Here is a 12491-nt window from a genome sequence, read left to right as displayed (position 1 = left end):
CTTCGTGGGAAGTGGAACAGCTCCCCATGGAAAAAGAAACAGAACTCCCACTCACATAAAGTGCAGAAGATGCGGGAGAAAAGCCTTCAACGTTAGAAAAGGCTACTGTGCAGCTTGCGGTTTTGGAAGAAGCAGGCGACTAAGGAAATACAGCTGGAGTCACAAGTGGAAGAAGGCAAAGAACGCCCTCTGATTTTCTTTCTTTTTGGAGATAAATTATAAAAGCACTGCATTCTTATCCTTTCTCATGAGTGCTAAAGATGATATTTTGGAGTATCTTAGGGAAAAATCCCATGAAGGGGCACTTCAAAGTGAACTCTACGAACTTGGTTATTCCAGATCCACAATAGCCGAGGCGATTGAAAGCCTGGAATCTGAAAAAATGATTGTAAGAAGAGAGATAGGAAAAAAAGCCTATAGGATATGGCTTGTTGAAGAAGCACCATTTCCTATTAAGGGACTTCTCAGACTTGGGGTGTTAAAGGCCGCTGAGTATCCCCATGCCCTTTTGACAGCCAAAGATCTTGAAAAAAAGCACGATGTTAGGGTAATCGTTTACAGCAGTGCCTTGGAGCTTACGAATGCTTTAGCATTGGGCAAAGTTGATCTGGCATGTTCCCCGCTAGTGACTCAAGTACTTTTTGGACTTTTGACCAAGAGTTTGAAAATCGCTGCAGGCTGTGGTTTCGGAGGAAGCGGGCTTGTTGTTAGGAAAGAACTCAAAGAAGGGATAACCATAGGCTCGTCCGAGCTTTCCACGATGGAAACGATGCTGAAGCTCTTTCTAGAAAAACACGATCTCATTGGCAAGGTGAACGTGGTCTACTTCAAGAAGCCAGAGGAGATTATGAAATCATTTCTGGAAGGGGAGATCGACGGTCTGAGCATATGGGAGCCCTATCTGAGCAAGCTGGAGAAGAAAGGATTTAAGGTGTATAGGTACACGGAAAAGTTTGGGTTATTCCCCTGCTGTACTTTGGGAGTAAATCGAGAGTTTCTAAAAACTAACGGGGAGATCTTCAAAGAATTTATGGAGTTGTACAAGGAGAACACCGAAAGGTTAGAGAAAAGGAAGGAAGAAGCTTTGGAAATAATGGTTGGCCTCTTTGGATTTAGCAAAGAAGAAGCAAAAGCAGGGCTAAAAGGATTTGTTTTTGATTACAGATTGAGCGAAGAGCAGATAGAAGCAGCCTTGGAGCGTTTTGGTCTTAAGGTCTTCAACCTTGATTCCCTTCTAGCAAAAGATTTTTAACCCCCTATGCTTCTTTTTATTCTGTCTCTAACCGTTAAGACAACAATCTAAGTGAGCACCATGGACGGCGAACTAAGAAAAAAGCTATGGGCACTAGCATGGCCTGCTATCCTCGCTAATATAGGCCAAACACTGGTAAACCTAGTGGACATGATAATGGTAGGACAGCTCGGCTCTTTGGCTATAGCAAGCGTTGGCCTTGGAGGGCAGTTTTCTTGGTTTATGATGCCACTCATGTTTGCAATCTCCACAGGAACTCTTGCACTGGTTGCCAGATTTGTTGGGGCTAAGGACATTGAGACTGCTGAGAAGGTGCTTGAGCAGAGCATATATCTGGCATTTATAATGAGCATTCCGGTGATGCTGTTCGGTCTTTTCTTTGGAGATGATGCGTTGAGAATAATGGGTGCGAGTGAAGAGGTTGTGAGACTTGGGTACTCGTACATACGTGTCTTCTTCCTTTTTTATCCTGTGAATTTTATGGCCTTTGCTGCGTTCAGCGCTCTTAGAGGTGCTGGAGATACAAAAACCCCAATGAAGCTTACTTTGCTTACCAACGGGGCAAACGTTTTCTTAAACTATGGATTGATCTTTGGGAACTTTGGATTGCCAAGATTAGAAGTAGTGGGAGCTGCTCTGGCTTCTGGTCTTTCAATTTTAATTGCTTTCATTATAGGATTGGTTTTGTTCTTTAATGGGTCTCTAGTCTTGAGGTTTAGGCCTTCTTTTAGACCTGACTGGGAAACCATTAAGAGGATTTTACGCATTGGAGTGCCAGCCACTATTGAAAGGGCTATCTTCAGCTTTTACAACTTCCTCTACATTAGTATAGTCACGCGTTTTGGTACCATAGCACTAGCAGCCCATCAAGTTGGACTTAGGGTGGAGAGCATTGCTTATATGCCGGCTTTTGGGTTTAACGTTGCTGCATCGGCTTTGGTTGGCCAGAGCCTTGGAGAGGGAAATCCAGAAAAGGCTGAAAAAGTGGTCTATGAGGCATTAAAAATGGTCTCTGTGTTTATGGGGGTTATGGCGATAATTTTGGTGGTCTTTCCCAAATACCTTGTCATGCCGTTTGTCACAAAGAGCGACCCGAACTATGCTGAAGTTCTTAGGCTCGCAAGCATTTATCTCATAATCGTGGGAATAAGTGAGATTCCCCTTGGATGGACTTTTGTCCTTAGCGGTGCCCTCAGAGGTGCTGGAGACACGAAGAGCCCGATGTACGTAACGGCAATAAGCAAGCTCTTGTTTAGAATAATACCTTCCTACATTCTAGGTTTTGGAGTCTCCTTCTGGATAATCCATATTAGGGGAATGGGGGTTATTGCGGCATGGCTTGCAATGACCTTAGAGACGTTCACAACAGCGCTTTTCTTCTGGTGGATATTCAAGAGAGGAAAATGGAAGTACATAAAGGTTTAGCTACTGAAGGGCTTTTAATGCCTCCAGAACCTCTTCAAAAGGAGCGTCGGTTTTTATTGCCGTGGGAGAAAAGTGCGTTCTACTAACCCTATATCTCTTTTCTTGGAGCAGAGCGGCTATATCTGAAAGCTTTCTCACCTCAAGGGAGTTTCTTCTTGCCAGAGCGTGGATATCGTAGAAAAAGGGCACATCGAGCTCTCCAACAACAACGTTCAAAAATTTGGAGACTTTCTTTTTCTCAGCCAGTTCACCTTTATCCTCGGCATTCATCTTTTCCACGATTTCTTGATTCTTAAGGGGGCCAAGCCACAGCGGTCCAAAGGCATCTGGTCTGCTTGGCAAGAAAGCCCTCTCAACTTCAAACTTTCCCGTCTTTGTATCGAAGTAGAGGTATCCAAGGTTTTTGAGGGCTTTATCTCCTTCCTTCGCACCATCTTTTAGCCTTAAGAACGCTCTGAAGTAGTGGTCTTTATAGTAGGCAAAGAGAACCTCAACACCAAGGTCGTATTTTGCCGCATACCTGACAACAGTCCCAATTAGAATCCTCAACCCGCTTTCGTGGCATAATTCTCCCCTTACTGGCTTTGCATTATACTTTCGCAGACATGCCTTTGGATGAGCTCCGCAAAGGGGAGCTGTGTCTGTTGCCGTCAGTGCAAGGACTCCTTTTCTCTTTAAACTCCTAAGGGAAGAATCTAGGAACTCCACTGGAGAGCCAAAAGGATCGAGGTCAAGGAAGTCAAAGTACCTGAACTTTTCGGCCATTAAAAGGTTTGCATCTTTGTTTGTGGCTATTAACGTTTTTTTGTCCTTTAAAGTTGCGGATCTCTCATTAATCTTTAGTTCTCCTTCAAAATTGAGCTTTAAATTCTCAATTATCAGCTTAAACGCCTCGGGATTTATATCGTTGAGCCAGATTTCATCCGCTTCGGTTTCCAAGGCGTATCTTATTCCCCTAATACCTGTGGCGGATAAAGCGTCTAAAACTCTCTCTGCTTTTACAACCTTTAGGAGGAGAACGCTCAAGTCTCTGTTTAATGCCATTACCGGATTGTAAAATACGGGAGCGTCGTAAATACGCTCTGCCTTGGGCACAAGAATCTCAGCTTTCCCTTCTTTGAGTTTGATTAGCTCCATTAAGTTGCCTCCAAAAAAGAGGAAAGAGGGTTCACTTTATTTCAACATAGTCTCCTAGAGCTTGGCCGGGCAAAGGCCTCTCGAACCTTACCTTTACTTCCCCTCTTGTGCCGTGGGTTCTTGTAATCTTGCCAACAAGGAGCTTTCCGCTTGGGCTCTTCCATATTACCTTCTTCCCTATTAGCCCTGATGCCTGCTCTCTGCTGTCAATTCCGATAGGTTTGATAATCATGTGGGTGTTGTGCTGGTTCTCCTTACTTCTCATGTAGCTCAATACGATGCCCTTCATTATCATCACCGGAACTCACTATGGAATGAGACTTTTAAATTTTTATGTTTCCTCAGAACAGGAAAAACGTGGTGGGGCGAGGGGGATTTGAACCCCCGACACCCGGATCTTCAGTCCGGCGCTCTCCCAGGCTGAGCTACCGCCCCGCACTCAAACTATAGAAGATTAAACCCGCTTTATAAATCTTGCGGTGAGGTTAATCTTACCCTTTTATACTAAAATCGAAAAGTTTATAAAGGGTTATTATTTTAATAACTATTGGTAACCAAAAGCGGTGGGAGGTGAGGGAAATGGCAAGGAGATGGTGGAGAAGAGACATATGGGACCCGTTTGACATAATGAGAGAGATTCAGGAAGAGATCGATGAGATATTCAATGAATTCTTCAGGGGTCCCAGACTCTGGAGCTACAGAAGATTCAGCGAGCCAAGGGAAGAATTTGAAATGAGAAGCGAGGGCGTATGGAGAGAGCCATTCGTTGACATCTTTGACACCGGTGAAGAGTTCGTTATTACCGCTGAGCTTCCAGGAGTCAGAAAAGAGGACATCAAAGTAAGGGTGACCAGCGATACAGTCTACATCGAAGCTCAGGTCAAGAGAGAACAAGAACTTGAAAGAGAAGGTGCAGTAAGGATAGAGAGATACTACAGCGGCTACAGAAGAGTTATCAGATTACCAGAAGAAGTCATCCCAGAGAAGGCAAAGGCCAAGTACAACAATGGTGTTCTTGAGATAAGGGTTCCCAAGAAGCACCCGACAAAGAAGGAAGAGAAAGAAGGATTTGAGGTTAAGATTGAGTGATCTCTTTCGTTATTTTTTGAATTTTTGCTTAAATAAGTGATATCACGATCATCTGCTAAAAATATGGAGGTGGTGTAAATGGCAGAAAAGAGAGAAATCAAGCTTAAAGTTGCTTCCGCTTACCAGAGAGATGTTGGTAGGGGGATTGTTAGGATTGATAGGGGTGCAATGAGAAAAATTGGCGTTCAACCTGGTGACATAGTGGAGATCATCGGTACCAAAAACACAGCCGCAGTGGTTTGGCCCGCATATCCAGAGGACGAGGGGCTTGACATAATTAGAATGGACGGTACGATAAGAAAGAACGCCGGCGTTGGTCTTGGAGATGAGGTGACCATAAGAAAGGCAGAGGTCAAAGAAGCACAGAGAGTTGTTTTAGCTCCTACAGAGCCCATTAGATTTGGTCAAGACTTTGTCGACTGGCTTCACTCAAGGCTAGTTGGTAGACCAGTGGTTAGGGGAGACTACATTAGAATAGGCGTTCTTGGACAAGAGCTTACTTTCGTTGTTACGGCAACTACACCTTCTGGAGTAGTGCAAATAACGGAGTTTACCGAGTTCACGATCTCAGAGAAGCCCGTAAAGGAGGTTGCAAAGACACCAGCCCTAGGAGTTACCTATGAAGATATTGGTGGTCTCAAAGATGTTATACAGAAAATCAGAGAGATGATTGAGCTTCCACTCAAGCACCCAGAAGTCTTTGAAAAGCTCGGCATTGAGCCGCCTAAGGGTGTTTTGCTTTATGGTCCTCCTGGTACTGGTAAGACTTTGTTGGCTAAGGCTGTGGCTAATGAGGCTAATGCTCACTTCATAGCAATTAACGGCCCAGAAATCATGAGCAAGTACTACGGAGAAAGCGAAGAAAGACTCAGAGAAGTCTTCAAGGAAGCGGAGGAAAACGCTCCGAGCATAATCTTCATTGATGAGATTGACGCAATAGCACCAAAGAGAGAAGAGGTTAGTGGAGAAGTCGAGAAGAGAGTTGTCGCTCAGTTGCTTACCCTAATGGACGGCTTAAAGAGCAGAGGCAAGGTAATAGTCATTGGTGCAACCAACAGGCCGGATGCAGTAGATCCAGCTCTTAGAAGGCCTGGTAGGTTTGATAGGGAGATTGAGGTTGGCGTTCCAGACAAGCAGGGAAGAAAGGAAATCCTCCAAATCCACACAAGAGGAATGCCAATTGAACCTGACTTCAGGAAAGGAGACGTTAAGAGAATCCTTGAGGAGCTTAAACAGGACGATAGGTTCAGAGAATCTGCCGAGATGGCTCTTAAGAAGATAGACGAAACTCCCGACAGAGACAACGAGATTAAGAAACTACTTAAAGAGGCTGACGAGGACGGAAGGCTCTACGAAGAAGTGAAGAATCGCTTAATTGACCTCCTCCTTGAGGAGCTTGCTGAGAAGACTCACGGATTCGTTGGTGCTGACTTGGCAGCATTAGCAAGAGAAGCCGCAATGGCTGCGTTAAGAAGACTCATCGAGGAGGGCAAGATAGACTTCGAGGCAGAGAGCATTCCAAAGGAGGTACTTGAAGAGCTCAAGGTAACCAGGAGAGACTTTTACGAAGCTCTAAAGATGGTTGAGCCCTCAGCTCTAAGAGAAGTACTCTTAGAGGTTCCCAACGTTAGGTGGGAAGACATCGGTGGTCTTGAGGATGTCAAGCAACAGCTCAGAGAAGCTGTGGAGTGGCCCCTCAAGTATCCTGAGGCGTTTATGGCCATGGGAATCACTCCACCGAAGGGAATCCTCCTCTATGGTCCCCCAGGAACTGGTAAGACCCTGCTAGCTAAGGCAGTGGCAACAGAGAGCGAGGCTAACTTCATTGGCATCAGAGGGCCAGAAGTTCTTAGCAAGTGGGTCGGTGAGAGCGAGAAGAACATAAGGGAGATCTTTAGAAAGGCAAGACAGGCTGCTCCTACGGTGGTGTTCATTGATGAGATTGACGCAATAGCCCCAAGAAGAGGTACAGACGTCAATAGAGTTACAGATAGGCTTATTAACCAGCTGCTCACGGAGATGGACGGGATTGAGGAGAACAGTGGTGTTGTGGTTATTGCTGCCACAAACAGGCCTGACGTTCTTGATCCAGCTTTGCTTAGGCCGGGAAGGTTCGATAGGCTTATCCTTGTTCCAGCTCCGGATGAGAAGGCAAGACTTGAGATCTTCAAAGTCCACACAAGGAACGTTCCACTGGCAGAGGACGTTAGCTTGGAGGAACTAGCAAAGAGAACTGAGGGATACACAGGTGCTGACATTGAAGCAGTTGTGAGAGAAGCGGCATTAAATGCCATGAGAAGGGCGATAGCAGAGGGCATTATCAAGCCCGGTACAAGGGCAAGCGAGATTAGGCAGAAAGTCAAAGTTACAATGAAAGACTTTGAGGAAGCGCTCAAGAAGGTCGGCCCAAGTGTTAGCAAGGAAACGATAGAGTACTACAAGAAAATAGAGGAAATGTTCAGCAAAGGCAGAGCTGAATTAACTAGAGGGGAGAACAGAGACAGGGGAGTCCTCTGATCCCCTTTGATATTTTAATTTTCTGATTCTTAATTCACGTTCTCAGTTCATCCTGCAGTTTTTGGGCATTCACTTTGATTTCTTGCCCATACTCATCAAAATCAACGGATTTTTCTATCCTGAGGACTAGCTCCCCTTCTTTTAGTTCTAGCTTTAAAACCCGAGGGAATATCTCCTCAAGCTTTAAAACTGTCTTTGGGTTAAGCACGGATGAATTTAGGAACACAATCCCCTTGCTAGCTTTGTCTCCCATCATACTAGCAAATCCTGTAAGCATTAAAGCATTAAGCTCCCAGATGTTATCTTCGTAGAGTTGCAACAGTGAATCTATCCCCACTATTAGCTTGACATATCTGCCGAGCTTTTCTTCGACTCTGCGGAGGGCATCCCGATAGTGTTGTATCCACACCGGAGCATCTTGAGAAATTTCAACTCTCTCGACTAGACTTATAATCTTCCCACCGTGGCGTACTCCTCCTAGCTTAATAACCGGAATATCATCCAATATGCTCGTATCAATCCCGGCACTTGCTAAATGCATTCTAATGAGGTAGTACTTATCAAGCACGTCTATAACTACAAACGGAACATCGCTTTCCTTCAGTTGGTTGATCATAACGTAAAAAAGTAGATGTGTGGGATCACTGGAACTGTGCTCCACTATTACATATTCTCCCCATTTTAGGCTTTTCAAGTAATTCCATACAGAGGTCTCAAATTCTTCTTTCATATTTCACCACCATACCTATTATTTGGATTCTTCATATTTTGGGGAAGCTGTGGAACCTCTAAGTTTCATAGAGTTCCATAACTTCCCACTAGTGTATCTAATATATTTACTTGTTTCTAATTAATGAAAAACTCCTATTTAAGCTTTTTTTATGAAATCGTTTTGTTTAGTTTCTGTTTGTTCAAAAGTCTCCAATTTCTCAAATTTGCTTCTTATCTAGGAGCCAATATTGTTTTTGATAGTTTATCAACGTTTATAGAAAGCTCTGCAAGGTGTTCATCGAAAATTCGAACTTAAAATCTATCTTTATTAACCCAGATTCTTTTTTCAAAACATGCCAAACGGAATTGTTACTTGTAAGCTTAAACCTAAAAATAAAAGTGAAGGAAAAATTCACTTCAAAAGCTTTACAAATTCTCTCATCCAGGCGTATAAATCCCCGGGATGTCTTGAACTTACCCAGTTGCCATCAACGACGACTTCCTTGTCAATGTACTCTGCACCCGCGTTTATGAGGTCGTCTTTTATTGTGATAACACATGTTCCTTTTCTTCCCTTTAAAACTCCGGCAGAGATTAGTATCTGCGGGCCGTGGCATATTGTCGCTACTGGCTTTCCAGCCTCAAACATCTTTTTAGCTATCTCAACGGCCTTTGGGTTTATCCTAACTATCTCTGGAGCTCTCCCACCAGGCAATACGAGTGCATCGAACTCATCTGGATCTACTTCGTCAAACAGCAGATCAACTTTTACAGAGTAGCCATGCTTTCCGGTTATGGTGTCCTTCTTGTTGCTTGCCACGTATACCTCGTGTCCTTCCTCCTTTATGCGGTGGAGGGGATATATTAATTCCAAGTCCTCAAATCCATCCGCACTTAAAAACAGCACTTTCATTGCAATCACCAATATAACGTTAAGACCAAAACTTAATAAGGGTTTTTGGTCAAAGGTGTGCAATACCGATACTGTTAGGATAAGCTGTGGGGTGTCAGGTTTAAGTTACTGGCAGTACTTTAGAAAAAGAAGGGGGAACATGAAGTCTGAAACCATTATTTACTGGGTGGTTTCAGCCTTAAAACCCTTTCGTCGCAACAAAATCCCACCAGAAAAGAAAATCAGGGGAGTAGAATTATACCTGCGAGGCCTCAGTTACCGGCAAACCGCCAGAATACTCAAAATCAGTCACGTAACAGTCTGGGAGGCAGTCCAAAAACTCGCAGAAGCAGTTTACAAGCCAAAAATCCTCGCAGTCAAAAAACAGCGAAACTTCATCGCAGTTGACGAAACAGTAATAAAAATCAACGGGAAGAAAAGATACCTCTGGGCTGCAATTGACGTTGAGAGCAAGGAAGTTTTAGCAGTCTGGATTACGACTGTTAGAAACTGGTGGGTTGCCAGGGATTTCATTCTGGTTGTTTTAAAGTCGTGTGAAGGGCAGCCTGTCTTTCTGGTTGACAGGGCGAGCTGGTATAAGTCTGCTTTTAAGAGTTTGAGGTTGGGTTATCTGCATGTGACTTTCGGGCCGAGGAACAGTGTTGAGCGCTGGTTTAGGACGTTGAAGGAGAGGACGAAGCGTTTCTGGAATAATTTCAGGGGTAAAGACTGGAGGAGGGTTCATAGGTTTGTTTTTCTGTTTGCCTTCTGGTATAATTTTGTCAGAATTCATTCTAGTTTTGGTGATCCGCCTGGTGATGTTACTGAATGGCTTCAGGAGGTGATGCCCCAGTTATCCTAACAGTATCGCAATACCTTAAGCAAGGTTTAAAAAGGGCCTCTCCTAAAAAACTTCGCGTCCGTGAGTAAGGGCGAGATTACTTGAGGTGAGAGAGATGGAAAAGCGCTTACCTGGAAAGGTGAGAAGAGCTATAAGGGCTAAATATTACGATATTGAACCTAAAGCGTGGGTTGGTAAGAGAGGGTTAGATGATAGCGTCATTGACGAGATCAATACTCAGCTTAAGAAAGACGGGATATTAAAAGTTGAAATAAAAAAAGGTGCTTTAATATCAACCCAGATGGACAGAAAAGCGATAGCAGAAAAAGTTGCGGAGCTTACAGATAGTGAACTTATTGACGTGAGAGGCAAAAGGTTTATATTGTTCCGTCCCAGAGAGGGATGGGAAAAGTATTTAAAGAAGCTCAAGCTTAAGGAACTCTCGAAAGAGAGACGGGAGGAAAAACCCGTTAAGAAAGTCAAGCTCGACATTGCTCAATTTAGGAAAAAGTTCAAGAAAGGGAGGGAGTGAAGAATGGCAACAGTTTATGACGTTCCCGGTGATTTACTCGTTGAGAGGGTAGCTCAAAAATTGAAAGAGATTCCCGAAATAAAGCCACCTGAGTGGGCACCCTTCGTTAAAACCGGTAGGCATAAGGAGAGACTCCCAGAGCAAGACGATTGGTGGTATTATAGGGTGGCTTCAGTCTTCAGAAAGATATACATTGACGGGCCAGTTGGTATTGAAAGGCTAAGGACTTGGTATGGTGGAAGGAAGAACAGAGGGCACGCTCCAGAGCACTTCTACAAGGGAAGCGGAAGCATAATTAGGAAAGCCCTTCAGCAGCTTGAAGCGGCAGGGTTTGTCACAAAGGTACCTGGAGAGGGAAGGGTAGTTACACCAAAGGGAAGGAGCTTCCTTGACAAGGCAGCTACAGAGCTCAAGAAGGAGCTCGAAGAGGTAATCCCAGAGCTTAAGAAGTACTGATGTTCTCTTACTTTTTGGCTTTAATCAGTTTTTGAATACTTTTAAATATCATTTTATCTGGGGTGGTACGATGGCTGAGGACATAGAGGAGATTAGAAAGAAAAAACTTTTGGAGCTTCAGAAGAGACTTGCAGAGCAGCAGAAAGAGGAAGAAGAAAGGGTAAGGCAGGAGATGGAATTAGAAGCTCAGCTAAATGCCATAATGAAGCAAATTCTCACACCTGAGGCGAGGGAAAGGCTTGCGAGGGTTAAGCTTGTGAGGCCTGAGCTTGCGAGACAAGTAGAGTTGATTCTCGTTCAGTTATACCAAGCAGGCCAGATAACCGAGAGAATCACGGATGAAAAACTTAAAAAGATTTTAGCTCAAATAGATGCCAGAACGAGAAGAGAATTTAGGATTAAATGGTGACAAAAACGTGAAAATTAAAGACGTCATCAGGATACTAAATGAAAAGGGCGAGGTTAGTTTGGATATCTGGAAGCCATTGTCGGCAAGAAAGAGTAGTGATGGAACTCTTGACATTCTTTACCGCAACCTTGTTGTTGGAAGTGAGAAAGATCCGGTTTTCCTTTGGGTGTATGTCAACGTCCTTGAAGACGATGTCAGAGTGCTTGAGAAGATTACCTTTAAAAAAGAGCATGTAAACTGGATAACAAATTCAATATCGAAGTTTGGAAAAACTTAAGATTTATATATGGGGATTGACAAGTTTACTGACCGTGGGGGTGTAATTGTGACTAAGCATAGGGTTTGCCCAGTTTGCGGTTCCGATAAGTTTGTTTATGACCCCGAAAGGGGAGAAGTAATCTGTGCAAATTGTGGTTTTGTAATTCAGGAGAACATGATTGATATGGGTCCCGAGTGGAGAGCATTTGATGCTTCTCAGAGGGAGAAGCGTTCTAGAACCGGTGCGCCTGAGAGCATTCTGCTGCACGATAAGGGTCTTTCGACGGATATTGGTTATGACAGGAATGTTAAGGGTTTGATGAGGGAGAAAATTTATCGTCTCAGGAAGTGGCAGAGCAGGCTGAGAGTTAGCGATGCCGCCGAGAGAAACCTTGCTTTTGCCTTGAGTGAGCTTGACAGGCTTGGTGCGAGGTTAAACCTTCCAAAGCACGTTGAAGAGGAAGCTGCAAGGCTTTACAGAGAGGCTGTTAGGAAGGGGCTTATCAGGGGAAGGTCAATTGAGAGCGTTATTGCGGCTTGTGTTTACGCTGCATGCAGGCTCTTGAAGATTCCGAGGACTCTCGATGAGATTGCCGATATTGCCAAGGTTGACAAGAAAGAAATTGGCAGGAGCTTCAGGTTCATTGCGAGGAACCTTAACCTGACTCCCAAGAAGCTCTTCGTGAAGCCGACGGATTATGTGAACAAGTTTGCCGATGAGCTCAGCTTAAGTGAGAGGACTAGGCGGAGGGCTATAGAGCTCCTTGAGAAAGCTTACGAGATGGGCTTGACGAGTGGTAAAAGCCCTGCTGGCCTTGTTGCTGCAGCCTTGTATATTGCCGGTCTCCTGGAGGGTGAGAAGAGGACTCAAAGGGAAGTTGCCGAAGTTGCAAGAGTAACAGAAGTCACAGTAAGAAACAGATACAAAGAAATGGTAGAAAAACTAGGGCTAAAGCTCCCGCTTTGAGTATA

15 protein-coding genes and 1 tRNA gene are annotated in these 12491 nt (G+C 44.2%); 11 read left to right on the top strand and 5 right to left on the bottom strand.

From position 1 onward, the window contains the following. The first annotated feature begins 4 nt into the window (after positions 1 to 4). The 3 genes from ACZ5NL_RS03080 to ACZ5NL_RS03070 are packed head-to-tail and all read left to right on the top strand — an operon-like array spanning position 5 to position 2677. Positions 5 to 193: a 50S ribosomal protein L37e gene (locus ACZ5NL_RS03080; RefSeq protein WP_464842882.1), complete on the top strand. Its 189-nt coding sequence runs from the start codon at positions 5 to 7 to the stop codon at positions 191 to 193. A gap of 54 nt (positions 194 to 247) precedes the next feature. Then, positions 248 to 1252 (top strand): ABC transporter substrate-binding protein, encoded by a 1005-nt coding sequence (locus tag ACZ5NL_RS03075; RefSeq protein ID WP_464842881.1) that lies wholly within the window; start codon positions 248 to 250, stop codon positions 1250 to 1252. A 60-nt stretch (positions 1253 to 1312) separates the two neighbouring features. Continuing rightward, entirely contained in the window at positions 1313 to 2677 is a 1365-nt protein-coding gene (locus ACZ5NL_RS03070) for an MATE family efflux transporter (RefSeq protein WP_464842880.1), read from the top strand. On the opposite strand, the gene ACZ5NL_RS03065 is transcribed toward ACZ5NL_RS03070, so the two are convergent. The 3 genes from ACZ5NL_RS03065 to ACZ5NL_RS03055 form a co-directional block, all read right to left on the bottom strand. Beyond that, positions 2678 to 3814 carry a tRNA (guanine(10)-N(2))-dimethyltransferase gene (locus tag ACZ5NL_RS03065; protein WP_464842879.1) on the bottom strand — a complete coding sequence of 379 codons (1137 nt, stop codon included), beginning with the start codon at positions 3812 to 3814 and terminating at the stop codon, positions 2678 to 2680. A 31-nt stretch (positions 3815 to 3845) separates the two neighbouring features. After that, entirely contained in the window at positions 3846 to 4109 is a 264-nt protein-coding gene (locus ACZ5NL_RS03060) for a 50S ribosomal protein L35ae (RefSeq protein WP_464843297.1), read from the bottom strand. Positions 4110 to 4172: 63 nt separating this feature from the next. After that, positions 4173 to 4249 (bottom strand) — tRNA-Phe (locus ACZ5NL_RS03055). A 144-nt stretch (positions 4250 to 4393) separates the two neighbouring features. On the opposite strand from ACZ5NL_RS03055, the gene ACZ5NL_RS03050 reads away from it, so the two are divergent. Together ACZ5NL_RS03050 and ACZ5NL_RS03045 are read left to right on the top strand one after the other, a co-directional pair. Then, the gene (locus ACZ5NL_RS03050) at positions 4394 to 4903 is read left to right on the top strand and encodes an Hsp20/alpha crystallin family protein (protein ID WP_464842878.1); all 510 of its coding nucleotides are present in this window, start codon (positions 4394 to 4396) and stop codon (positions 4901 to 4903) included. A 78-nt stretch (positions 4904 to 4981) separates the two neighbouring features. Further along, positions 4982 to 7420, top strand: a complete 2439-nt coding sequence (locus ACZ5NL_RS03045) for a CDC48 family AAA ATPase (RefSeq protein WP_464842877.1) — start codon at positions 4982 to 4984, stop codon at positions 7418 to 7420. A 34-nt stretch (positions 7421 to 7454) separates the two neighbouring features. On the opposite strand, the gene ACZ5NL_RS03040 is transcribed toward ACZ5NL_RS03045, so the two are convergent. Both ACZ5NL_RS03040 and pfpI read right to left on the bottom strand, forming a co-directional pair. Then, the gene (locus ACZ5NL_RS03040; protein ID WP_464842876.1) at positions 7455 to 8150 is read right to left on the bottom strand and encodes a DUF257 family protein; all 696 of its coding nucleotides are present in this window, start codon (positions 8148 to 8150) and stop codon (positions 7455 to 7457) included. A gap of 393 nt (positions 8151 to 8543) precedes the next feature. Further along, on the bottom strand, positions 8544 to 9044 hold the full coding sequence (gene pfpI, locus ACZ5NL_RS03035) for a deglycase PfpI (RefSeq protein WP_464843296.1): 501 nt from the start codon (positions 9042 to 9044) through the stop codon (positions 8544 to 8546). A 139-nt stretch (positions 9045 to 9183) separates the two neighbouring features. Here pfpI and ACZ5NL_RS03030 point away from each other — a divergent pair, with 139 nt between their 5' ends. The 6 genes from ACZ5NL_RS03030 (at position 9184) to ACZ5NL_RS03005 (ending at position 12486) form a co-directional block, all read left to right on the top strand. Then, complete coding sequence (locus ACZ5NL_RS03030) at positions 9184 to 9885, top strand: IS6-like element ISPfu1 family transposase (RefSeq protein ID WP_011011522.1); 702 nt, start codon at positions 9184 to 9186, stop codon at positions 9883 to 9885. A gap of 94 nt (positions 9886 to 9979) precedes the next feature. Beyond that, entirely contained in the window at positions 9980 to 10396 is a 417-nt protein-coding gene (locus ACZ5NL_RS03025) for a YhbY family RNA-binding protein (protein WP_004068133.1), read from the top strand. A gap of 3 nt (positions 10397 to 10399) precedes the next feature. Next, the gene (locus ACZ5NL_RS03020) at positions 10400 to 10852 is read left to right on the top strand and encodes a 30S ribosomal protein S19e (RefSeq protein ID WP_004068132.1); all 453 of its coding nucleotides are present in this window, start codon (positions 10400 to 10402) and stop codon (positions 10850 to 10852) included. A gap of 70 nt (positions 10853 to 10922) precedes the next feature. Beyond that, entirely contained in the window at positions 10923 to 11261 is a 339-nt protein-coding gene (locus tag ACZ5NL_RS03015; RefSeq protein ID WP_004068130.1) for a DNA-binding protein, read from the top strand. Next, positions 11224 to 11538, top strand: a complete 315-nt coding sequence (locus ACZ5NL_RS03010) for a hypothetical protein (protein WP_048874612.1) — start codon at positions 11224 to 11226, stop codon at positions 11536 to 11538. The genes ACZ5NL_RS03015 and ACZ5NL_RS03010 overlap by 38 nt, the downstream gene beginning before the upstream one ends. Positions 11539 to 11586: 48 nt before the next feature. Beyond that, positions 11587 to 12486: a transcription initiation factor IIB gene (locus ACZ5NL_RS03005; RefSeq protein ID WP_464842873.1), complete on the top strand. Its 900-nt coding sequence runs from the start codon at positions 11587 to 11589 to the stop codon at positions 12484 to 12486. Positions 12487 to 12491: the final 5 nt, after the last annotated feature.

The sequence above is a fragment of the Thermococcus aegaeus genome (assembly GCF_055393685.1).
This window is presented reverse-complemented; position numbering and strand designations above follow the sequence as displayed.

Coding starts and splice junctions, on each gene's coding strand:
- ACZ5NL_RS03015 (WP_004068130.1), top strand. CDS start 10,923: ATGGCTGAGGACATAGAGGAGATTAGAAAGAAAAAACTTTTGGAGCTT.
- ACZ5NL_RS03065 (WP_464842879.1), bottom strand. CDS start 3,814: ATGGAGCTAATCAAACTCAAAGAAGGGAAAGCTGAGATTCTTGTGCCC.
- ACZ5NL_RS03045 (WP_464842877.1), top strand. CDS start 4,982: ATGGCAGAAAAGAGAGAAATCAAGCTTAAAGTTGCTTCCGCTTACCAG.
- ACZ5NL_RS03030 (WP_011011522.1), top strand. CDS start 9,184: ATGAAGTCTGAAACCATTATTTACTGGGTGGTTTCAGCCTTAAAACCC.
- ACZ5NL_RS03020 (WP_004068132.1), top strand. CDS start 10,400: ATGGCAACAGTTTATGACGTTCCCGGTGATTTACTCGTTGAGAGGGTA.
- ACZ5NL_RS03060 (WP_464843297.1), bottom strand. CDS start 4,109: ATGATAATGAAGGGCATCGTATTGAGCTACATGAGAAGTAAGGAGAAC.
- ACZ5NL_RS03010 (WP_048874612.1), top strand. CDS start 11,224: ATGCCAGAACGAGAAGAGAATTTAGGATTAAATGGTGACAAAAACGTG.
- ACZ5NL_RS03025 (WP_004068133.1), top strand. CDS start 9,980: ATGGAAAAGCGCTTACCTGGAAAGGTGAGAAGAGCTATAAGGGCTAAA.
- ACZ5NL_RS03075 (WP_464842881.1), top strand. CDS start 248: ATGAGTGCTAAAGATGATATTTTGGAGTATCTTAGGGAAAAATCCCAT.
- ACZ5NL_RS03040 (WP_464842876.1), bottom strand. CDS start 8,150: ATGAAAGAAGAATTTGAGACCTCTGTATGGAATTACTTGAAAAGCCTA.
- ACZ5NL_RS03070 (WP_464842880.1), top strand. CDS start 1,313: ATGGACGGCGAACTAAGAAAAAAGCTATGGGCACTAGCATGGCCTGCT.
- ACZ5NL_RS03050 (WP_464842878.1), top strand. CDS start 4,394: ATGGCAAGGAGATGGTGGAGAAGAGACATATGGGACCCGTTTGACATA.
- pfpI (WP_464843296.1), bottom strand. CDS start 9,044: ATGAAAGTGCTGTTTTTAAGTGCGGATGGATTTGAGGACTTGGAATTA.